Source organism: Cypionkella sp. TWP1-2-1b2 (assembly GCF_049896245.1).
In the GTDB taxonomy this organism is placed as follows: domain Bacteria; phylum Pseudomonadota; class Alphaproteobacteria; order Rhodobacterales; family Rhodobacteraceae; genus Cypionkella.
On sequence record NZ_JAFCTX010000025.1, the window covers coordinates 16064 to 37599 of the forward strand.

At 63.1% G+C, this 21536-nt stretch carries 17 protein-coding genes and 2 pseudogenes; 10 read left to right on the top strand and 9 right to left on the bottom strand.

The genetic code is table 11. The annotated features are described in order from the left end of the window. Positions 1-98 precede the first annotated feature (98 nt). Positions 99-956 (top strand): N-formylglutamate amidohydrolase, encoded by an 858-nt coding sequence (locus ACP7AP_RS16010; RefSeq protein WP_426035548.1) that lies wholly within the window; start codon positions 99-101, stop codon positions 954-956. Positions 957-1112: 156 nt separating this feature from the next. On the opposite strand, the gene ACP7AP_RS16015 is transcribed toward ACP7AP_RS16010, so the two are convergent. Then, positions 1113-2366 (bottom strand): DNA polymerase IV, encoded by a 1254-nt coding sequence (locus tag ACP7AP_RS16015; RefSeq protein WP_426035550.1) that lies wholly within the window; start codon positions 2364-2366, stop codon positions 1113-1115. Between the two features lie 233 nt (positions 2367-2599). Here ACP7AP_RS16015 and ACP7AP_RS16020 point away from each other — a divergent pair, with 233 nt between their 5' ends. The 6 genes and pseudogenes from ACP7AP_RS16020 to ACP7AP_RS16045 form a co-directional block, all read left to right on the top strand. Beyond that, positions 2600-3436 carry an NAD-dependent epimerase/dehydratase family protein gene (locus ACP7AP_RS16020; protein ID WP_426035552.1) on the top strand — a complete coding sequence of 279 codons (837 nt, stop codon included), beginning with the start codon at positions 2600-2602 and terminating at the stop codon, positions 3434-3436. Beyond that, on the top strand, positions 3433-4041 hold the full coding sequence (locus ACP7AP_RS16025; protein ID WP_426035554.1) for a sugar transferase: 609 nt from the start codon (positions 3433-3435) through the stop codon (positions 4039-4041). Before ACP7AP_RS16020 ends, ACP7AP_RS16025 begins: the two co-directional genes overlap by 4 nt. A 146-nt stretch (positions 4042-4187) precedes the next feature. Continuing rightward, complete coding sequence (locus tag ACP7AP_RS16030) at positions 4188-4448, top strand: NADPH-dependent FMN reductase (RefSeq protein ID WP_426035556.1); 261 nt, start codon at positions 4188-4190, stop codon at positions 4446-4448. 113 nt (positions 4449-4561) lie between these two features. Next, positions 4562-5725 carry an FMNH2-dependent alkanesulfonate monooxygenase gene (gene ssuD / locus ACP7AP_RS16035; protein WP_426035558.1) on the top strand — a complete coding sequence of 388 codons (1164 nt, stop codon included), beginning with the start codon at positions 4562-4564 and terminating at the stop codon, positions 5723-5725. Then, entirely contained in the window at positions 5722-7137 is a 1416-nt protein-coding gene (locus ACP7AP_RS16040) for an FAD/NAD(P)-binding protein (protein WP_426035560.1), read from the top strand. The genes ssuD and ACP7AP_RS16040 overlap by 4 nt, the downstream gene beginning before the upstream one ends. A 714-nt stretch (positions 7138-7851) precedes the next feature. Beyond that, positions 7852-8044: pseudogene (locus ACP7AP_RS16045) on the top strand (hypothetical protein); the annotation flags it as partial. A gap of 135 nt (positions 8045-8179) precedes the next feature. Here ACP7AP_RS16045 and ACP7AP_RS16050 read toward each other — a convergent pair. The 8 genes from ACP7AP_RS16050 to ACP7AP_RS16085 form a co-directional block, all read right to left on the bottom strand. After that, positions 8180-8878: a hydroxymethylpyrimidine/phosphomethylpyrimidine kinase gene (locus ACP7AP_RS16050; RefSeq protein ID WP_426035562.1), complete on the bottom strand. Its 699-nt coding sequence runs from the start codon at positions 8876-8878 to the stop codon at positions 8180-8182. Further along, positions 8875-9825: a ThiF family adenylyltransferase gene (locus ACP7AP_RS16055; RefSeq protein WP_426035564.1), complete on the bottom strand. Its 951-nt coding sequence runs from the start codon at positions 9823-9825 to the stop codon at positions 8875-8877. Before ACP7AP_RS16055 ends, ACP7AP_RS16050 begins: the two co-directional genes overlap by 4 nt. Beyond that, positions 9822-10433: a thiamine phosphate synthase gene (locus ACP7AP_RS16060; protein ID WP_426035566.1), complete on the bottom strand. Its 612-nt coding sequence runs from the start codon at positions 10431-10433 to the stop codon at positions 9822-9824. The genes ACP7AP_RS16055 and ACP7AP_RS16060 overlap by 4 nt, the downstream gene beginning before the upstream one ends. Then, positions 10430-11233, bottom strand: coding sequence for a thiazole synthase (locus ACP7AP_RS16065; RefSeq protein ID WP_426035568.1), 804 nt, complete (start codon positions 11231-11233; stop codon positions 10430-10432). The genes ACP7AP_RS16060 and ACP7AP_RS16065 overlap by 4 nt, the downstream gene beginning before the upstream one ends. A 1-nt stretch (position 11234) precedes the next feature. Further along, positions 11235-11432, bottom strand: a complete 198-nt coding sequence (thiS, locus tag ACP7AP_RS16070) for a sulfur carrier protein ThiS (protein ID WP_426035570.1) — start codon at positions 11430-11432, stop codon at positions 11235-11237. Then, the gene (locus tag ACP7AP_RS16075; RefSeq protein ID WP_426035572.1) at positions 11422-12384 is read right to left on the bottom strand and encodes an FAD-dependent oxidoreductase; all 963 of its coding nucleotides are present in this window, start codon (positions 12382-12384) and stop codon (positions 11422-11424) included. The genes thiS and ACP7AP_RS16075 overlap by 11 nt, the downstream gene beginning before the upstream one ends. Further along, entirely contained in the window at positions 12381-14213 is a 1833-nt protein-coding gene (thiC, locus tag ACP7AP_RS16080; RefSeq protein WP_426035574.1) for a phosphomethylpyrimidine synthase ThiC, read from the bottom strand. Before thiC ends, ACP7AP_RS16075 begins: the two co-directional genes overlap by 4 nt. Before the next feature lie 437 nt (positions 14214-14650). After that, positions 14651-15109, bottom strand: a complete 459-nt coding sequence (locus tag ACP7AP_RS16085; RefSeq protein ID WP_426035576.1) for an Lrp/AsnC family transcriptional regulator — start codon at positions 15107-15109, stop codon at positions 14651-14653. A gap of 185 nt (positions 15110-15294) precedes the next feature. Between ACP7AP_RS16085 and ACP7AP_RS16090 the strand changes: the two genes are divergently transcribed. From ACP7AP_RS16090 to ACP7AP_RS16100, 3 genes and pseudogenes are all read left to right on the top strand, one after another. Continuing rightward, a complete protein-coding gene (locus tag ACP7AP_RS16090) occupies positions 15295-18753 on the top strand; it encodes an indolepyruvate ferredoxin oxidoreductase family protein (protein ID WP_426035578.1) in 3459 nt (1152 codons plus the stop codon). A 10-nt stretch (positions 18754-18763) separates the two neighbouring features. After that, entirely contained in the window at positions 18764-19930 is a 1167-nt protein-coding gene (locus ACP7AP_RS16095; protein WP_426035580.1) for an isovaleryl-CoA dehydrogenase, read from the top strand. After that, positions 19927-21533 (top strand): annotated as a pseudogene (locus tag ACP7AP_RS16100) (carboxyl transferase domain-containing protein). Before ACP7AP_RS16095 ends, ACP7AP_RS16100 begins: the two are co-directional and overlap by 4 nt. The last annotated feature ends 3 nt before the right edge of the window (positions 21534-21536 follow it).

Here is a 21536-nt window from a genome sequence, read left to right on the forward strand (position 1 = left end):
TGGGCTATAAACAGAGTCGCAGCGCGGTTCAAGGGGGTAAAGGGGGGTATCGGTAAAGGATATTTTGCAGTTATATCACAAAGTAACAGGAGTGTGGCGTGTCGCAGGTCTACCTTATTCATCGCCCCGTTCGGCAGGATACGGCGGTGGTGTTTGCCTCGCCGCACAGCGGGCGGGCCTATTCGGCAGCGTTTCTGGCACAGACCGTTTTGTCGGATCATGCGATCAGGTCATCGGAAGATGCCTTTGTGGATCAAGTGTTTGGCGCGGCCATGCAGCACGGGGCACCCCTATTGGTGGCTGATGTGCCACGCGCTTATCTTGATCTGAACCGCGCGCCGGATGAATTTGACCCTGCGGTGATTGAGGGTATCGCCCGTGTGCCGCACAATCCGCGCATATCCTCGGGGTTGGGAGTGATTCCCCGCGTGGTGTCGGGCGGGCGCTTGATCTATCGCGGCAAGCTGGGTTTGGCGGAAGCCGAGGCGCGGATTGCTGAAGTCTGGCACCCCTACCACCGCGCGCTGCGGCAGTTGCTGGATGAAACCCACAAGACCTTTGGTGAGGCCGTTCTGATCGACTGCCATTCGATGCCACATGAGGCGATTGACGGCCACGGTCGCCCCGGTCAACCCAAGCCCGATGTCGTACTGGGCGATCGCTTTGGCGCTGCTGCCGGGCGACATGTGATGGACGCAGTTGAGGCCGCGTTTCAGCGCGCGGGCCTGCGGGTGGCGCGCAATACGCCGTTCGCGGGCGCGTTCATCGCGCAAAGCTACGGTCGGCCCTCGGCGCGCAGGCATGTGATACAGGTGGAAATTGATCGCGGCCTTTACATGGATGAGGCCACCATCACGCCACACAGCGGTTTTGATGATTTCCGCGCGCTGATGGCCGGGGTGATCGCCGAAATCGCAGGCATTGGCCGCGAACAACTGCCGCTTGCTGCGGAATAGCGGTGGTTTGGCGGCTGGTCGCCCTTGGTCAGAGGCTTCCCAGATGCGTCGCGTCATGGCCCTTTGACGCTCAATCGTTAAAAATGTCTTAAATTCACGACATCAAGCCATTGATTTTCATAGCATAAAAAAGGTCCCGAGTTGGGACCACTCCCGTTATCGCAGCGCCCGCCCCTTGATAATTGCCGCGCGGCCAAAGCGGGCGCGGATCGCGTCGGTCGCGCGCTCGGCTGCGGCGCGTTTTCCTGCGGTGGGGTCCAGCAGGTCGGCGGAAAGATCGGCTTGCGATTCTGGCGCGAGATCGCTGATGCCGACGCCGATCAGCCGGTAAGGGCCTTTGCGGTCGGTCTGATCGAACAAGGCGCGGGCGGCGCGGTAGATGCGGTCGCTCAGCTGAGTCGGATCGGTCAAACTGTGGCGGCGGCTGATCAGTTGAAAATCGGCGCGTTTCAGTTTCAGGGTGACGGTTTTGCCCGCCAGCGCCTTGGCCTTGGCGCGGTCAGCGACCTGCTCGGCCAACCGCCAGAGATGGCCGTCCAGCAGATCGGGGTCAGAGGTGTCCTCAAAGAAGGTGGTTTCCTTGCTGATCGACTTCAGCTTTTCATCGCGGTTGACGCGGCGGGTGTCCAGACCTCGGGCGAGGTGCCATAGCCTGTCGCCCATGCTGCCAAAGCGGGCGACAAGATCGGTGCGGTCCCAGCGCAGCAGGTCGTTGATGGTGCGGATACCGGCCTTTTCCAGCGCGGCTTGGCTGGCGGTGCCGACGCCCCAGATGATCCGCACCGGTTTGGGACGCAGGAAAGCCTCGGTCTCGGCCTGCCCGATGATGGAAAAGCCGCGTGGTTTGTCGAGGTCGGAAGCGATCTTGGCGAGGAACTTGTTGTGCGACAGGCCGACCGATCCTGACAAGCCTAACTCGTCCTCCATTCGCTTCACCAGCCTTGCCAGCACTACGGCGGGCGGTGCGCCGTGCAGGCGTTCGGTGCCGGTTAAATCCAGGAAAGCCTCGTCGAGGGAAAGTGGTTCAATGGCGGGGGTCAGCGCCTCCATCATCGCGCGGATGGCACGCGAGGCGTCGACGTAGACGGACATGCGGGGTTTGACGACCACGGCATCCGGGCAGAGTTTCAGCGCCTGAAACATCGGCATGGCAGAACGCACGCCATGGATGCGGGCGAGGTAGCAGCAGGTCGAGACCACGCCTCGGGTGCCGCCGCCAACGATCACGGCCTTGTCGCGCAGATCAGGATTGTCGCGTTTCTCGACGCTGGCATAGAAGGCGTCGCAGTCCATGTGGGCGATCAAAAGTTGGTTCAACTCGGGGTGGGCAAGCAAACGGGGAGAGCGGCACTTCGGGCAGCGGGCTCCGGCGTCAAATTGGGTGAGGCAGTCGCGGCACAGGGCTGGCATGGTTGGATTATGCCAGATCGGGGGCGGGGTTGTCCACGCGTGGCGCATTGGGGCGTTTTATAGGAATCAATGGGTTATGAGGTAGTGTTTACGAATTGTTTACGGTTGTGTCCACGCGCCCTTAGGTCATCCTCTCTGCTCAAATATCCCCGCCGGAGGCATCCGACACCCCCCACAAGCGTCTTCGCGTCAGAACTCTGGCTGCGGCCCGCAAATCTTCTATAACAGGCGGCATGTCAGACTCGATCAATCAAACCTTAGTGGTGGGCGCAAGCGGGCGGGTCGGGCGGCTGCTGGCGCGGGCTTGGGCGCTGGGCGGTCTGGCCCCGACCTTGCAGCATCGCGGCGCAGGGTGGGCTGCGGGTTTGCCGCAGATGGAATGGCATCCGCTTGCGGGTGCCGCGCTGGAGCAGGGGCGGTTTCGGGCGATGATCGTGTTGGCGGGGGCGGTGCGGGGGGATTTGGCGTTGAATACGCAACTGACCCAAGCGTGCTGTGCGGCGGCAGCGCAGGCGGGAATTGGGCAGGTTTTGCTGGCCTCGTCCTCGGCGGTGTATGGGGTGAATGGTGGGCTGGCCTGCCGCGAGGATACGCCTTGCCTTCCCGTCAATGACTATGGCCGTTCTAAGCTGGAGGCCGAGGCGGCGGCCAACCGCTGGCGCGGGCGCGGGCTGGCGATCACGGCGCTGCGGATTGGCAATGTGGCGGGGGCGGATGCTTTGCTGGCGGCGATACAACCCGGTCAGCCGACCAAGATCGATTGTTTTGCGGACGGAACGGGGCCGATGCGCAGCTATATCGGGCCGGAGACTTTGGCCGATGTGCTGGTGAAGTTGGTTGGCAAGACCCTGCCGCCTATCCTGAACATTGCTGCTCCAGACCCGGTGGCGATGGCTGATCTGGCGCAGGCGGCTGGGTCAGCTTGGGCCTATCAGCCCGCGCCAGACAGTGCGCATCAGCGCATCACGCTGGATTGTGGCCTGCTGGCGCAGCATTACCCCTTCAGCGAAAGTCAGTCCGGCGCGCCTGTGATGGTCGCGGAGTGGCTTTGTATGCGAGAGCCACAATGACGCCGATGAAACGCTTTCTGGATGTGCTGGCCGTGCTGGTGCTGGCGATCCCGCTGCTGCCTTTGGGGCTGCTGACGGCGCTGGCGATCCTTATCCTCGACGGTCGCCCGGTGATCTATTGGGCCGAACGAATGAAGACCCCGACGCAAAGTTTCAAGCTGGCAAAGTTCCGCAGCATGACGGTGCGGCCTGCCGAGGCGGGGGTTTCGGGCGGTGACAAATCCAGCCGGATCACCCGGACCGGGCGGTTGCTCCGCCGGAGCCGTTTGGATGAATTGCCGCAACTTTGGAATGTGCTGAAGGGCGATATCAGCTTTGTCGGGCCGCGCCCGCCGCTGCGGGAATATGTTGAACGCTTCCCGGAGATTTACCGCCAAGTGCTGAAATCGCGCCCCGGTATCACCGGCCTTGCGACGATTGTGTATCACCGTCACGAGGAATTGCTGCTGGCGCGCTGCAAGACGGCGGCGGAAACCGATGCGGTCTATGCGCGGGCCTGCGTGCCCCGCAAAGCCAAGCTGGATTTGATCTATCAGCGGCGGCGCAATCTGCGGTTTGATTTTTATCTGATGCTGAAGACGGTGTTCAAAAGGTTGCCACTGTAGGCTGGTTCTTGCCCAAACAGCACGAACCTGCCGTCAAGCAGCAGATTTTCGGATGATCTTTCCAAAGCCGCCATCATCTTTGAAATGGAGGTTCAGCGACAGCACGTCTGAAGTCTATCAACTTTATCGTGTTTAGGAAGCTGCTGATGCGCTCGCTGAAACTGGTCGGTTTGTCCGGCAATATAACTGCGCCGTCCAAGACCCGTGCCTTGGTGCAAACGGCGGTGACTTTGGCTGCTGATCGCTTGGGGGCAGGGGCTGAGGTGATCGAGGTCGGTGACTTTGGCGACCAGCTTGGCCGCGCGCGGCGGTTGACCGATCTGGACGCTAAAGGCCAAGCGCTGGTTGCCCGCATCGTAGACGCCGATGCCTTGATCGTCGCCACACCGATCTACAAAGCCAGCTGACCGCCATTGGCGCAACGCCCGCACCCTGCACGACCCGGTGCGCTGGAAGTATGCGATCCTTGGAAATTACTATCTGAACGGCGTCAACCCGCCCTTCCATGCATGGAGCTGATATGAGCATTCCCGACAAAATCAACGTGCTGTGGTTCATACCCACCCACGGCGAAAGCCGCTATCTTGGCACATCAGAAGGCGGGCGGCAGGTTGATCTGGCCTATCTGACACAGGTGGCGAAAGCGGCGGATTCGCTGGGGTTTTATGGTGCGCTGCTGCCGACTGGGCGCAGTTGTGAGGATAGCTGGGTGGTGGCTTCTGCGCTTGCCACCCAGACCGAGCGTTTGCGGTTTCTGGTTGCCGTGCGCCCCGGCCTGCAATCGCCGACCTTGGCCGCGCGGATGACCGCCACGCTGGACCGGATTTCCAACGGGCGGTTGTTGATCAACATCGTCACGGGTGGCGATCCGGCGGAGAACAAAGGCGACGGCATCAACCTGCCGCATTCTGAGCGCTATGAGATCACGGATGAGTTTCTCGGCATCTACCGCGCCTTGCTGCGTGGCGAAACGGTGGAGCATACCGGGAAACACTTCCAAATCTCGGATGGCCGCCTGATCTATCCGCCCGCGCAAAAGCCCTATCCACCCCTGTATTTTGGCGGCTCGTCGGAGGAGGGCTTCAAGGTTGGCGCCAAGCATATCGACAAATACCTGACATGGGGCGAACCCCCGGCGCAGGTGGCCGAAAAGATCGCGACAATGCGGCGTCATGCAGAGGCTGAGGGGCGTGAGGTGTCCTTTGGCATCCGGCTGCATGTGATCGTGCGCGACACCACTGCCGAGGCTTGGGCGGCAGCCGATAAGCTGATCAGCAAGCTGGATGATCACACCATCGCCGAGGCGCAAAAGGTGTTCGCGCGGATGGATTCGGTGGGCCAAGCCCGGATGACCGCGCTGCATGGCGGGCGGCGGGATAAGCTGGAGATCAGCCCGAACCTGTGGGCGGGCGTCGGCCTTGTGCGCGGCGGGGCGGGCACCGCACTGGTGGGTGATGCCGACACAGTAGCCGAGCGCATCGACGAATATCGTCGCATCGGTGTCGATAGCTTCATCTTCTCGGGCTATCCGCATCTGGAAGAAGCCTATAGCTTTGGCGAATTGGTGCTGCCGAAACTTCCCCTTGGCCATCCGATCCCACGCCGCGATATGGTGGTCAACACCGGGCCTTTCGGCGAAACCATCGCGGGCGATCACAAGCCCAAACTACAGGCGGCACAATGACCCAACCCAACACCAAGCACCCGATAACCGTCGCCATCATCGGCGGCGGCCTGTCTGGGGCAGCGGTGGCCTATCATCTCGCTGGGCTGGGGCAGGCGATGGATCTGGTGGTGATCGAACCGCGTGAGGGTCTCGGGCGCGGTTTGGCCTATGCGACACCCGACCCCGATCACCGCCTGAACGTGCCGGACCACAAGATGACGCTGCGCTCGGACCGCCCTGAAGATTTCCGGCGCTGGCTGCATACGGCGGAGGCCCCCAGCCTGCCCGCCAATTCGGCGCGATTGTCGGGTGAGACTTTCGCGCCCCGCGCGGTGTTTGGCAGCTATGTCGCGGCGCAGCTTGCGCCTTTGCTGGCTGCGGGGCTGTTGCGGCATGTGCAGGCGCGGGTGGTGTCGGTTGGGCGGGCGGATCGCTATAGGTTGGGGCTGTCGGATGGTGGTAAGGTTGTGGCGGATATCGTTGTGCTGGCAACCACGCATCCGAACGCGGGTCTGCCGCGTGAATTGGCCGGGTTGGCGGGCGATCCCGCGCTGATTGCTGATCCGTTTGCCGAAGGTGCTTTGGCAGGCGTGGCGGAAGACGCGCGGGTATTGATCGTGGGCAATGGGTTGACCTCGGCGGATATCGTGGCATCCCTGCACAGGCGCGGCCATCGCGGCCAGATCACGGCGCTGTCGCGGCATGGGTATCGCTCGCAACCGCACGGGCCTGTACAAGCGGAGACGACGGCGGATTTCGCGCATACCCCGGCGCGGACAGCGTTGCAGTTGCTGCGACGGGTGCGGGTGGCTTTGGCGCGGGATCAGGCATTGGGCCTGACATGGCACGCAGTGTTTGACCGTTTGCGTGCGCAGGGGCCCGCGATCTGGACGGCTTTGTCCGAGGCGGAGAGGCGGCGGTTTCTGCGGCATTTGCGCGCCCTGTGGGACATCCACCGCTTTCGGATCGCGCCGCAGACCTACGAGGCGAACCAACAGATGCAGCGCTTGGGGCGGCTGGTCAGTTTGGGCGCGCGGATTGTCTCGGCTACGCCAGGCAGCCCGGTCAAGCTGAGCTTGCAAGCCAGCCGCAATCGGGCGCGGTTTACCGTGGCGGTGGATCGGGTGATTTTGGCCACTGGACCCGCGCATGGTGGCGTGATTGCGGCGGTGCCTGCGCTGGCTGATCTGGCGGGTTTGGGGCTGTTGCAACCCGATCCGCTGGGCTTGGGTCTGCTGACTGCGGCAAATGGCCAAGCGGTGCCAGTGTCGGGTGCTGCGGATGGCACGCTGTTGGTGGCGGGGCCGCTGGCGCGGGCTGCGGTGGGCGAGTTGATGGGGGTGCCAGAGGTGATCACCTGGGCCGAACATATTGCGCGGGAAGTGGCAGGGCAGGTGGCGGTGCGGCGGGGTTTGGTGGCGGCGCAGTAGGGTCTGAGCCCAGTGTCGCGGCTCTGTCACGTTCACTGCCACGTCCGCTGCGGACCATGGCCGCGATTACGGGGTGACACTGCGGGGTGACACTGCTTGCGCCGATCAACCAAGTTTGCCGCCACCAGACCTATGACGGAACCGCACCACACCGCGACGGCGGTGCGCGCCATTGATCTGCGTCGGCCGTGTCCGCATGAGGGCCGCGCGTTCAGATCCTGTCCTTGCGCCTGAACCAAACGCACCCGGTGCTGGTGCGCAGCCAAAGCAACCTGGGTCAGATTGACGCCAGTTCTGCGCAAGCGAAACTCTGGTCAGACGGGTCAGATGCTGCCTGATTGCCGCGCCCGGTGCCGTGTCATACCTATTCAAAGCGCGCGCTGGGCAAGTGTATTGATCCAGAAGTTCGGGGCGTTGCATTGGCAGTGAATGATCCGAGCGACGGTCGCAGATGGTGTACGCCCCGGTCCGAAGCCGCTGCTGACTGACGCGCTGGGTCAATCTAGCGAGGGCAATGATCGGTATGGCTCAGTCTCGATCCATTTTGGGTTGAGAAAGCAAGCGGCGCGGCAAAGTCTTGGTCTCGAATTTTGATCTGGAGCGGCAGTGTGGCACGACTTTCGCCTTGGACGATTCACTTCGTGAATCCATGTGGTTAGAGGCGGTATGAGCAAGCCTTCGCCCTTGAACTTTTGCACGACGCACTGGTCCAGCGACAGTCCGGGCTTGCCGAAACGGCTTGACCAGATCCCCGAGGGTGAAGAGATCGGCACCGTGACCACCCCCTCTTATGGTTTGCAGGCAAACCATTGCCGGGCAACGGATGGTGCAGGTGGCACCCGCCGATTACACCCGCCGATGCCATGCCGCGATCCTCGACCGCCAAACCGCCGAAATCCAGATCCGCAGCACCCGCGTGAACCGTTTCTCAACCCGCGGCACCGCCAAAACCATTGGCGTGGCTTGCAATCGGCGAGGAAAGCGGCTGTCACGCCTCGGACATGAGTTGTGCCGCAAAGTTCGACTGTGGGCCGGTCTCTGATCACCACCATGCACTTAGATACCGCTTTGCGTGATCGCAGGCCTTGATCAGATCCTTTCCAAGCGCCAGTTGGGCGGCGATCGCTGTGGCCAAAGTGCAGCCGGTGCCACGCCGCGTGCCCGGTTTTCGCGGCGCGGCGAACCGCAGAGGCAGGTGATTCGGGCGATGTAACCAATCGACCGCCTCGGGCCCATCGGCATGGCCCCCCTTCAGCAGCACCGCCTTTGCACCCATCACAAAGAAAGCTGTGGCAAGGTCTTGCAGCGGTGCATCGGCGGTCAGGCCAGTCAGGATGGCCGCTTCCGGCAAGTTCGGGGTCACCAGCGCTGCGCGCGGGATCAGCCGGGCAATCATCGCGGCGCGTCCGGCGGCATCCAGCAGCTCGGCCCCGGCGCTGGTCGCCAGAACCGGGTCCAGCACGAACGGCAGGTCGGGCAAGGTATCGGCGATGGCGGCGACAATATCGGCATTGACCAGCATGCCAAGTTTGGCTGCCAGCACCGGGCCTGCGGCGCGGATCTGGGCCGCAACCATGGCAGCAGGCATTGGATGCACGCAGCATCCGCCCCCGGCGTCCTGCGCCGTAACGGCGGTTGCGGCCAGTCGCGCCGTCACGCCAAAATCGGCGAGCACCGCTAGATCGCGGGCCAACCCGGCCCCGGTGGAGCTGTCCAGCCCGGCAATCAGCAGAACCGTCATTGGCCGTCTGCGAGCAGGGCAAGTGAAGTGGCACCACGCGCGGCCAGAACTTGCGCGCACCGCCACGCCCGCAGGCCCGAGGAGCAGCACAGCACCACCCGGCCGGGCGGGATCGGCCAGTCGGCAAGATCGGCGGCGGCAAGTGTTTGCGTATCGGGTAGGGGTTGCACGCTGCCTGCGGGGCGCAGATCGACCACCGTGTCATTGGGGCTGATTTGTGACGCGGCGATAAAGCCAAAGCCGGGTGACTCGGCGGCCCCGGTAAAGCTGAAACCGCCCAGACGCCAGCTGGACAGATCAAGTGTGACGACGCGGCCCAGCGGGCTTGGTTGCAATCCGATAAGCTGGGCCAGAACCATCTGCGCCTGCACCGCCGCCAATGTGGCAACCACCGGCCCCAGAACACCCGCTGTCGCACAGCTTGCCGCCTGTGTTGGCAAGTCGGGAAACACGGCGCGGTAGCTGGGGGCCGAGCCACAAAACCCGCCCGCATAGCCGGATTGGCCGATGACCGAGGCCGAGATCAGCGATTTACCTGCGGCAAGGCACAGGTCCGACAAAATATAGGTGACGGCAAAGCTGTCGGCGGCATCGACGATCACATCAGCGGACGCGATCAGCTTTGGTGCGTTGGCCGGGTCCAGCCGGGCGACGAGCGGGGTGGGCCGGCAGTCAGAATTCAGTGCTTGCACGCGACGGGCGGCGGCTGTGGCCTTGGGCATGCCGATGTCGGCCATGGTGTAAAGCGTTTGCCGATGCAGGTTGGTCAACTCGATCAGATCGGGGTCGATGAGGGTCAGTTGGCCGACCCCTGCCCCCGCCAGCGCCGGGATCACCGTGCAGCCCAGACCGCCAGCCCCCACCACCAGCACTCGCGCATTGGCAAGTTTTTCTTGCCCGGACAGCCCCACCCCCGGCAGCTGAATCTGGCGGATGTAGCGGTTCATGGCGTTGGCCTTTCGGGCTGGGTCGTTTGCAGCCAAAGCCGGATGCGTGCGTCTGGGTCGGTGGCGGTCACAAGGTCAGTGACAACCGCAGCCACATCGGCCCCGGCGGCAAAAACGGCGGGCAGGCGTTCTGGGGTCAGGCCACCGATGGCGACCAGTGGGATCGCGGCGATCCTTGTCTTCCAGAGTGCCAGCTTTTTTAACCCCTGCGGCTGCCATTTCATCTGTTTGAGCGTGGTCGGGTAGATCGGGCCGAGGGCGATATAGGCCGGGTGCAGCGCCAAAGCCCGATCAAGTTCGGCGTGGTCATGGGTGGAAATGCCCAACCGCAGCCCGGCGCGGGCGATTGCGGGCAGATCGGCACTGTCGAGATCCTCTTGCCCCAGATGAATGAAATCCGCCCCGGCCAGCAATGCCGCGCGCCAATGGTCGTTGACCACCAGCTGCGCAGCGTGACGCTGGCAGGCGGCTTGGGCTGCGGCGATCTGATGCGGAATATCCGCCGCATTGCCCTTGAAGCGCAACTGAACCAGCCTTGCGCCTTGGGCGACCACGCGGCCCACCCAATCGGCATCAGGCAGCACCGGATAAAAGCGCGGCAGGATCATGATCGGCCCCCCATGTTCAGATTGGCGAGGTTCAGATCGGCCATGCCCAGCACGGGGGTTGACGGCACTGCCATATCGCGCGGCGGCATCAAACCGGCCTGATAGGCGATCCGTCCGGCTTCTACCGCTTGCCCGAAGGCGCGCGCCATCGCCACCGGATCGCCCGCCTTGGCGATGGCGGTGTTGAGCAGAACCGCGTCAAACCCCATCTCCAGCGCTCGCGCCGCCTGACTGGGCGCGCCAAGGCCTGCATCAATGATCAGCGGCACCTGCGGAAAGTACCGCCGCATCGAGGCCAGAGCCTCGGCATGGCGCAGCCCCTGCCCTGAGCCGATGGGGGCACCCCAGGGCATCAGCACCTTGCAGCCTGCGTCCAGCAAGCGCTCGGCGACGATCAGATCTTCGGTGGTGTAGGGGAATACTTGAAACCCGTCGGCACATAAGGTCTGCGCGGCTTCGACCAGCGCAAAGGGGTCGGGTTGCAACGTGTCGGCATGGCCGATCACCTCTAGTTTGATCCAGTTGGTGCCGAACACCTCACGCGCCATCTGGGCTGTGATGACGGCTTCGCGGGCCGAGTGGCAGCCTGCGGTGTTGGGCAATAGCCGCGCGCCGCTGGCTTGCAGCAGCGACCAGAAACCCGAGCCAGCGGTTGCCCCCCGCGCCGCCTCTCGCCGCAGCGATACGGTGATGACGTCGCAGCCAGAGGCCGCGATGGCGTCGGTCAGCACCTGCGGCGAGGGGTATTGTGCGGTGCCCAGCAGCAGGCGCGATGGAATGTCGATGTCGTACAGCCGCATGTTAGCCCCCCTGCATCGGGGCCAGCACCTCGACCCGGTCGCCGTCGTGCAGTGGTGTTGTGGCGCGGGAGGGGGCAGCGATGAAAGCGCCGTTCAAAGCGGTGGCGAGGGCAGCAGCCCCATAGCCAAGTTCGGTCAAAGCCTCGGCCAGAGTGGCCGCGCTGATGTCGTGTTGGCTTCCGTTTAACTCAATGCGCAAGGGCTGTCTCCTGTGTTGCAAGGGCGAATTGGTCGGCCAGTTGTTCGGCAAGTGCAGGTGCGGTCAGAAAGCCGTGGCGATAAAGCCCGTTCAGATGCCAGCGCCCGCCCAGCTTGACGATGCGCGGCACATTGTCGGCAAAGGCGGGGCGCAGGCCGCTGCCGGTCTCGACGATGGCGGCCTCGGCAAAGCCCGGATGCAGGGTGAAAGCGGCTGACATCAGTTCCATGGCAGAGCGCAGGGTGATCGGGCCGGGATCGTCGCTTTCCAGCATGGTAGCGCCGATCATGTAAAGCCCGTGGCCGCGCGGCACGACATAGACCGGGAAGCGCGGGTGCAGCAGGCGGATGGGGCGGGTGAGCGTCACAGAGGGACAGTGCAGCATCAGCATTTCGCCGCGCACCGCCCGCAGGCCGGGTAAATCAGCGCGGGCAGCGATGCCCCGGCAGTCGATATCGGCCTGTTCGGGGTCAAGCCGGGTGTTGCTGCGGATTGCAACGCCGCGCTGTCGTAGGCCGTCGGCCAGCGCCCGCAAAGCCGTACGCGGATCAAGGTGCGCCTCGTCGGCATAGAACAGCGCAGAGGTAAAACGTCCGGCGAGGTCGGGTTCCAGCGTGGCGGTCGCCTCGGTATCCAGCCGTCTGTGCCCGGTGGTGCGGGCGGCAAAACGCTCAAGCTCGGCGCGGTCGCGTGCCGGGGCCACCACCAGTGAGCCGCGCCGCATCACGCCCGGCACCCGCGCCGCCCACCAATCGGCAGCGCTGGCCCCCAGCCGCGCCACCTCGGGCGCGGCCGTTTCGCCCTCGACGTAGGGCGCAAGCATGCCCCCCGCCAGCCAGCTTGCACCGCCATCGGCGGGGCCGTTGTCTACCACCTGAACCTGCAAGCCGCGTTCAGCCAAAGTGGTTGCGACGCAGAGCCCCGCAACCCCGGCCCCCAGAATGGTGATCATTCCGATACCTCTGCGGCGGGCAGATAGACCTCGCCCTTCTCGCGGAATTTCAGGGCCATCGCGGCCATACCTTCTTTCTGCGCTTCGGCGCGGATGTCATGACTGATCCGCATCGAGCAGAACTTCGGCCCGCACATCGAACAGAAATGTGCGGTTTTGTGCGCCTCTTTCGGCAGGGTCTCGTCATGGAAACTGCGGGCGGTATCGGGGTCGAGCGAGAGGTTGAACTGATCCTCCCAGCGGAATTCAAACCGGGCACGGGACAGCGCATCATCGCGCGCCTGCGCCCCCGGCAGACCCTTGGCGAGGTCAGCAGCATGGGCGGCGATCTTGTAGGTGATCACTCCCAGCTTCACATCGGCGCGGTCGGGCAGGCCCAGATGTTCCTTGGGCGTGACATAGCACAGCATCGCGGTGCCGAACCAACCGATCATCGCCGCCCCGATGGCAGAAGTGATATGGTCATAACCGGGAGCAATATCGGTGGTCAGCGGCCCTAGGGTATAAAACGGGGCTTCGCCGCAGGTGGCCAGTTGCTTGTCCATATTGGCCTTGATCTTGTGCATCGCCACATGGCCCGGTCCTTCGATCATCACCTGACAGTCTTTTGCCCAAGCGATTTGGGTCAACTCGCCCAGCGTTTCCAATTCGGCAAACTGGGCGGCATCGTTGGCATCCGCGACCGAACCGGGGCGCAGGCCATCGCCAAGGCTGAAGCTGACATCATAGGCCCGCATGATGTCGCAGATTTCGTCGAAATGGGTGTAAAGGAAGCTTTCGCGGTGGTGATGCAGGCACCACTTGGCCATGATCGAGCCGCCACGGCTGACGATCCCGGTCACCCGGTTGGCGGTCAAGGGGATGTAGCGCAGCCGCACCCCGGCGTGGATGGTGAAGTAATCCACGCCCTGCTCGGCCTGTTCGATCAGCGTGTCGCGGTAAATTTCCCAAGTCAGGTTTTCGGCCACGCCATCGACCTTTTCCAGCGCCTGATACAACGGCACCGTTCCAATCGGCACCGGCGCATTGCGCAGTATCCATTCGCGGGTGTTGTGGATGTTGCGCCCGGTCGAGAGATCCATCACCGTATCGGCACCCCAGCGGATCGACCAGACCATCTTGTCAACCTCCTCTGCCATCGACGAGGTGACAGCGCTGGTGCCCATGTTGGCGTTGATCTTGACCGCGAAGTTGCGGCCAATGATCATAGGCTCCAGTTCGGGGTGGTTGATGTTTGCGGGGATGATCGCGCGACCTGCCGCAATCTCCTGCCGCACGAATTCGGGCGTGACATGGTCGGGGATCGCCGCGCCAAAATCTTCGCCATCGCGGGGGCTGCCCGTCGGGGTGGTGCGGCCCAGATTTTCGCGGATCGCGACATATTCCATCTCTGCCGTGATGATCCCAGCGCGGGCATAGGCGAGTTGGGTGACGGCTTTGCCATCGCGGGCGCGCAGGGGCTGGCGGGTTTGGGGGAAGCTTGGCACCAGCCGCTCGCCGGTGGCAAAGCCGTTGTCGGCGGGCTGCACGACACGGGGCGCATATGCCGCGCAGTCGCCGCGCGCGGTCAGCCATGTGGCGCGCAATGGGGCCAGACCTTGGGCGATATCGGTGGTGATCGCCGGATCGGTATAGGGACCGGAGGGGTCATAGACCGTCAGCGGCGGCTCTCCGGCAGAAGGGTGGACGGCGATCTGGCGCATTGGCACCAACAGATCAGGATGGATTGTGCCCGACACGTAAATCTTGGTTGAGCCCGGCAGTGGGCCGGTGGTGACAGAGGGCAGCGCCGCGGCGCTGGTTTGCGGGATTTGGTTGGACTGGTTCATCAAAGCCTCTTTGCGTTGATGACCCGTGGTAAAGGGAAAGAAGCCGGGATTGCCCCCGTATGGTGGTGCCCCGTCGAAAACTGACGAAGTGGCGACCGCTTGTGCTTCCTACGCCAGTATCAACTGGGTCAGGTTCAAAGGGTCGCTTCACCGCAGGCCAAACATTGCTGTTCGCCCCACTATCAGCCTCTCAGTCCTTTAGGCAGGACTCCCCCGACAGTGAAAGTTTTCTAGACAGGCGACGAGGCTGCGTCAAGAGAGGCGGTTCGGTCAATTTCGTCCGCGCAGTACAGTCCCGGAGGCAGCGACGGCACAACCAAAGGTAAAATGGAATCGAATCAACGCAATCGATACTTGCAACGAGGCCAGATCGCCCGCGACAAGTTGTTCGGGGGCGTCGCCACATGTCTGGCGGTTTGAGCATAGGCAAATGCGCCTTAGAGCGGCACGTTCAGGCTGTTCTTGACCCGCTTCAGCGTGAAGCTGGTGTTGATCGACTGCACGTTTGGCAGTTCGACAAGTGCATTCTTGACCGTCGCCTCATACTCCCGAACGCTGGTCGCGATCACCTGTAGCACATAGTCATATTCGCCGCTGAGCGAGTAGCATTGCATGATCTCGGGAACTTTCGCCACAGCCTCTTCGAAGGCTTTGAGCCTGTCGCGTTGGTGATGCGATATCTTCACAAAGCAAAACACCAGGATCTCGAACCCGATGGCCTCGGGATCGACGATGAAGCGTTTGGCACTGATCGCCCCCGCCGCCTGAAGCCGTTGCAGCCGCCGCCAACAGGGTGAGTGGCTGAGGCCGCTGGCCTCTCCCAATTCCCGCAGCGTCAGGTCGGGCCGCTCTTGCAGCGCCTTCAGGATACGTCGATCCGAATCGTCCAGCAGCATGGTTTACCCTTCATGCCAAATGAACTGAAATCCGTGCAGGACTCAAAACAACCTGCCCCTAAGTGGCGCATAAGTGGTACAATGTTGCAAGATGGCCGTCAACAAGGCCAGCAATAGCGACCTTGTTTCGCGCAACCTAGGCTAGAGTGCTGCCAGAAGGACCAAGCCGCGTCGGGAGGATGCACATGGCCATCTCGCTGGACGACAAGTACACGGCGGAAAGCGGTTCGGTCTTGCTGACCGGGACACAGGCTTTGGTCCGGCTGCCGATGACCCAGATGCGCCGGGATCGCAGCAGCGGGCTGAACACGGCGGGATTCATCTCGGGCTATCGCGGCTCGCCTTTGGGCGGGTATGATCAGCAACTGGTCAAGGCCCGCAAGTTTCTGGACCGCCATGACGTGGTGTTCCAGCCGGGCTTGAACGAGGATCTGGCCGCAACTGCCGTTTGGGGTAGCCAGCAGTTGCAGCTGTCGCCGGGTGCCCGCAAGGATGGCGTGCTTGGCATCTGGTATGGCAAGGGGCCGGGGGTTGACCGCTCGGGCGATGTCTTCAAGCACGCCAATGCGGCGGGGTCGGCGCGACATGGCGGGGTGTTGGCGATTGCGGGCGACGATCACACCTGCAAATCGTCTTCGATCCCGCATCAATCGGACCACGCCTTCATCTCGGCGCTGATGCCGATGCTTTACCCGTCTTCGGTGCATGAGTTTCTGGAGATGGGTCTGCTCGGCATCGCCATGTCGCGCTATTCCGGCTGCTGGGTCGGCTTCAAGGTGATCTCCGAGACCGTCGAGATCACTTCCGTCGTCGATCTGGCACAAGAGGCGCGGCAGTTCGTGCTGCCCACCGATTTTGAATTGCCGCCTGACGGGCTGAACCTGCGCTGGCCCGATCCGCCATTGGTGCAGGACGAGCGGCTGCAAGAGCACAAGGGCTATGCCGCCATCGCTTTTGCGCGCGCCAATGGCGTTGATCGCCTGATCATCGACCACGCCCGCGCCCGCTTTGGCATCGTCGCCTCGGGCAAGGCCTATGAGGATGTGCGGCAAGCTTTGGCGGAACTGGGGCTTGGTGCGCCGGAGCAAGCGCTGATCGGGCTACGTCTTTACAAGGTGCGCATGCCATGGCCGCTGGAGCCTGAAGGCATCCGCGCCTTCTCGCAGGGTCTGGAGGAGGTGCTGATCGTCGAGGAACGCCGCGAGATCATTGAGAACCAGATCAAACAGCAGTTGTTCAACTGGCGCACCGATGTGCGGCCCCGCATCGTCGGCAAGTTTGATGAGGCGGGCAAGCCGTTCCTTAGCCTGTCTGCAGGGCTGAGCGTGGGCCGCGTGGCGGGTGCGATTGCAGAACGGCTGCTGCGGCTTGATCTGCCCGGTGATCTCGCCACCCGGCTGCGCGCCCGCGTCGAAGATCTGCATCGGATCGAGGCGCGGGCCGAGGCCCATATTCCCCCGGTCTTGCGTCTGCCGCATTATTGCGCCGGATGCCCGCACAACACTTCGACCCGGGTGCCTGAAGGATCGAAGGCAATGGCCGGGATCGGCTGTCATTTCATGGCGCAATGGATGGACCGGCGCACCGAAACCTTCAGCCAGATGGGCGGCGAGGGTGTGGCATGGACGGCGATCAGCCGCTTTACCGATGAGAAGCACCGGTTCGTCAATATCGGCGATGGCACTTATTTCCACTCGGGTCATCTGGCGATCCGGCAGTCGGTCGCGGCAGGGGTCAATCTGACCTACAAGATTCTGGTCAACGATGCCGTGGCGATGACCGGGGGTCAGCCGATTGATGGTGAACTGACACCCGAACAGATCACCCATCAGGTCTATCACGAGCGCGTGGCGAAGATCGTGCTGATGTCCGACCATCCCGAAGCTTACCGCGCCGCAGACCTTGCCCCCGGCACCGAAATCCGCCACCGCGACGACATCGACGCGGTGATGCTGGCCTTGCGTGAGGTGCCCGGCGTCACTGTGATTGTGTTCGAGCAGACCTGCGCTGCCGAACTGCGCCGCAGGCGTAAGCGGGGCACGGCGGTGGACCCCGATATGCGGCTTTGGATCAATCCTGTGGTTTGCGAAGGTTGTGGCGATTGTTCGGTGCAGTCGAATTGCATCGCGATTGAGCCGCTGGAGACCGATCTGGGCCGCAAGCGCCGGATCAACCAATCGGCCTGCAACAAGGATTACTCCTGTCTCAAGGGGTTTTGCCCGTCTTTTGTCACCGTGCGCGGCGGGGCGTTGCGCAAAAACCAAGCCCAAGGCGGGGCGGATGTTTCCGCGCTGCCCGACCCGGCGCTGCCGCAGATCGAGCGGGCTTGGAACCTTGCGCTTGCTGGTGTTGGGGGCACCGGGGTGCTGACCATCAGTGCCATTCTGGGCATGGCCGCCCATGTCGAGGGCAAAATCCCGATGGTGCTGGACACGGCGGGGCTGGCGCAGAAAGGCGGCGCGGTGATGAGCCATGTCCGCATCTCGCGCCCCGACCGCCCCATTGCCGCGCCCCGCATCGCAGCAGGGTCGGTCGATGTTTTGCTCGGCGCGGATTCCGTGGTGGCTTCGTCAAAAGACTGCATCCTGTTGTGCAGCCCTGAGCGGACGCAGGCCGTGCTGAACACCCACATCACCCCGGTGTCGGATTTCATTCGCCAGCGTGACTTTGACTTCAAGGAAGCCCGGTCGGAGGCCTGCGTGGCGGGGGCGGTGCGCTCGGCGCGGTATTTCCTGAACTTCTCGGATCTGGCCATACGACTAACCGGCGACGCGATTGGGGCGAACCTGATGCTGCTGGGCTATGCTTGGCAGTCCGGGATGGTGCCGCTGACCAACGCCTCGATCTTTGAAGCCATCCGGTTGAACGGCACGGCCATCAAGCCCAACACCGAGGCGTTCAACTGGGGCCGCTTGCTGGCGAATGACTCGGCAAAGGTGGCCCGTCTGGCAGGCATTGGGGCGGAGATGCCCGCGCCTGACACCCTGCCGCTTGACGCGCTGATGGCAAGCCGCGCCGATCACCTGCGGGCTTACCAGAACGCGGGCCTTGCCCAGCGTTATCTCGACGGTGTGGCCCGGATCGCTGCTGCCGCCCGGCCCGAACGTGTAGGCGTTAATGACCTGACCCTTGTGGTGGCCCAGAGTTACGCCAAAGTGCTGGCCTACAAGGACGAATACGAGGTGGCGCGGCTTTACAGCCTGCCCGGCTTCCGCGCCGGGCTTGAGGCCGAGTTCTCTGGCTCTTATCGCCTGTCGCTGAACCTCGCCCCGCCGATCCTGTCTGGCAAGGCCTCGGATGGGCGGCCCAAAAAGCGCGAATTCGGCACATGGATTCTGCCCGTGCTTGGCCTGCTTTCGCGGTTGAAATTCCTGCGCGGCACTTGGGCGGACTCTTTCGCGCACAGCAATGACCGCAAGCTGGAGCGCGATTTGATCACGCAGTATGAAGATGATCTGACACTGGCCGAGCAGGTGCTGACCGCTGACACGCTGCACTTGGTGCGCGATCTGCTGTCCTTGCCGTTGGAAATCCGCGGCTACGGTCCGGTCAAGCAAGCGTCCTATCAGAAACAGATGGCGCGGCGGCAGGATCTGCGCGCCACATTGCAAGGCAATAGTCCCGTGGCAATGGCTGCGGAATAGGGGGAGCGGCATGTTTCTGGCATCAATGCAGTTCGATCTGGGCGATGAGGTGGCAGCACTTCGCGACATGGTGCACCGTTGGGCGCAAGAGCGGGTGAAGCCGATTGCCGCCGAGGTGGACAAGCTTAACGTCTTTCCCGCCGAGCTTTGGGCAGAGATGGGCAATCTTGGCTTGTTGGGCATCACGGTGCCCGAAGCCTATGGCGGCGCTGGCATGGGGTATCTGGCGCATGTCGTCGCGGTCGAGGAAATCGCCCGCGCATCGGCCTCGGTTGCCCTAAGTTATGGCGCGCATTCCAACCTTTGCGTCAACCAGATCAGGCTGAACGGTACGGCGGTGCAGCGGCAGAAATACCTGCCGAAACTGGTCTCGGGGGCCAATGTCGGGGCGCTGGCGATGTCGGAGGCAGATGCTGGGTCGGACGTTGTATCCATGAAGCTGCGGGCGGATCGGAAGGGCGACCACTATGTGCTGAACGGCACGAAATACTGGATCACCAACGGCCCCGACGCCGATGTGCTGGTGGTCTATGCCAAGACCGACCCCGCTGCCGGATCAAAGGGCATGACCGCCTTCATCGTCGAAAACACCATGCAGGGCTTCAGCACCTCGCCGCATTTTGACAAGCTGGGGATGCGGGGGTCAAACACTGCCGAGCTGATCTTTGACAATGTCGAGGTGCCCGCCGAAAACCTGCTTGGGGCTGAGGGCAAGGGCTTGCTTGTGCTGATGTCAGGTCTGGATTACGAACGCGTGGTGCTGTCGGGCATCGGCACCGGCATCATGGCCGCCTGTCTGGATGAGATCATGCCCTATATGGTCAGCCGCAAGCAGTTCGGCCAAAGCATCGGTCATTTCCAACTGATGCAGGCCAAGATCGCCGATATGTACACCAAACTGAACTCGGCCCGTGCCTATGTCTATGAGGTGGCTCGCGCCTGTGATCGGGGCACCGTCACCCGGCAGGACGCCGCCGCCTGCGTGCTCTATGCCTCGGAAGCGGCGATGGAGGTCGCGCATCAGGCGGTGCAAGCCATGGGCGGGGCGGGGTTTATGAACGAAACCCCGGTCAGCCGGATCTTCCGCGATGCCAAGCTGATGGAGATCGGCGCGGGCACCTCGGAAATTCGCCGCATGTTGATCGGGCGCGAATTGATGGGGGCGATGGTCGTATGACAGTCCTGACCACCAATATCTCGCCGCGCAGTGCGGCGTTCCGCGCGAACCTTGCGGCAAATATGGCAGCACTTGAGACTGTGCGGGCGGCGGCAGGGCTGGCGCTTGCCGGAGGCGGCGACAAAGCGCGCGATCTGCACCAAAGCCGCGGCAAGCTGTTGCCGCGCGAACGCATCGACCGCCTGCTCGACGCAGGCGCGCCGTTTCTCGAGATTGGCCTGTTCGCTGCGCACGGGCTATATGACAGTGCCATCCCCTCGGCGGGGCTGATCGCCGGGATTGGTCGCGTCGAGGGCCAAGAAGTGATGATCATCTGCAATGACGCTACCGTAAAGGGTGGCACCTACTATCCGATGACGGTGAAGAAGCATCTGCGGGCGCAGGAAATTGCCACCGAAAACCGACTGCCCTGCGTCTACCTTGTGGATTCTGGTGGTGCCAACCTGCCCAATCAAGATGAGGTGTTCCCCGACCGCGACCATTTTGGCCGCATCTTCTTCAATCAAGCCAATATGTCGGCGCAGGGCATCGCACAAATCGCCGTCGTGATGGGGTCGTGTACCGCTGGCGGTGCCTATGTGCCCGCGATGTCGGATATCACCATTATCGTGCAGGGTCAGGGCACGATCTTTCTCGCCGGCCCACCTTTGGTTAAGGCCGCCACGGGCGAGGTGGTCAGCGCCGAAGACCTTGGCGGCGGCGGCGTTCACACCCGGCTTTCCGGCGTGGCCGACCTTCTGGCGCAGGACGATCTGCACGCGCTGGCGCTTGCCCGCCGCGCGGTCGCTAACCTGAACCGCCAAAAGTCGCCGCAACTGGTGCTGCAATCGTCGGAAGAGCCGCTTTACGACCCCGCCGAAGTGATGGGCGTGGTCCCGGCTGAGGTGAAAACCCCCTATGACATTCGTGAAGTGATCGCCCGCACGGTGGACGGCTCGCGCTTTGACGAGTTCAAACCGCGCTACGGCACCACCATTGTCTGCGGCTTTGCGCATGTGATGGGGACGCCGTCGGCATCATCGGCAACAACGGGGTGATCTTTTCGGAAGCCGCCCTAAAAGCCACGCATTTCGTCGAGCTTTGCTCGCAGCGCAAGATCCCCTTGGTTTTCCTGCAGAATATTTCGGGCTTCATGGTAGGGCGAACGGCAGAAAACCGCGGCATCGCCAAGGATGGTGCCAAGCTGATGACAGCGGTGGCCACCAGCCAGGTGCCCAAGATCACGCTATTCGTCGGTGGCTCCTTCGGGGCGGGCAATTACGGCATGTGTGGCCGCGCTTATGGCCCGCGCTTTCTATGGACCTGGCCCAACAGCCGCATCTCGGTGATGGGTGGCGAACAGGCGGCGGGCGTCTTGGCCACGGTCCGCCGCGACGCAACCGAGCGCAAGGGCGGCAGTTGGTCGACCGAAGACGAGGCCGCGTTCAAGCGCCCGACGGTCGAGATGTTTGAGCGCCAGTCGCATCCGCTTTACGCGACGGCCCGGCTTTGGGACGATGGCATCATCGACCCGCGCCGCACGAGGCAGGTGCTGGCGCTGTCGCTGTCGGCTGCCCTGAACGCTCCGACCCCAGAGACGCGCTTCGGCGTGTTTCGCATGTGAGGC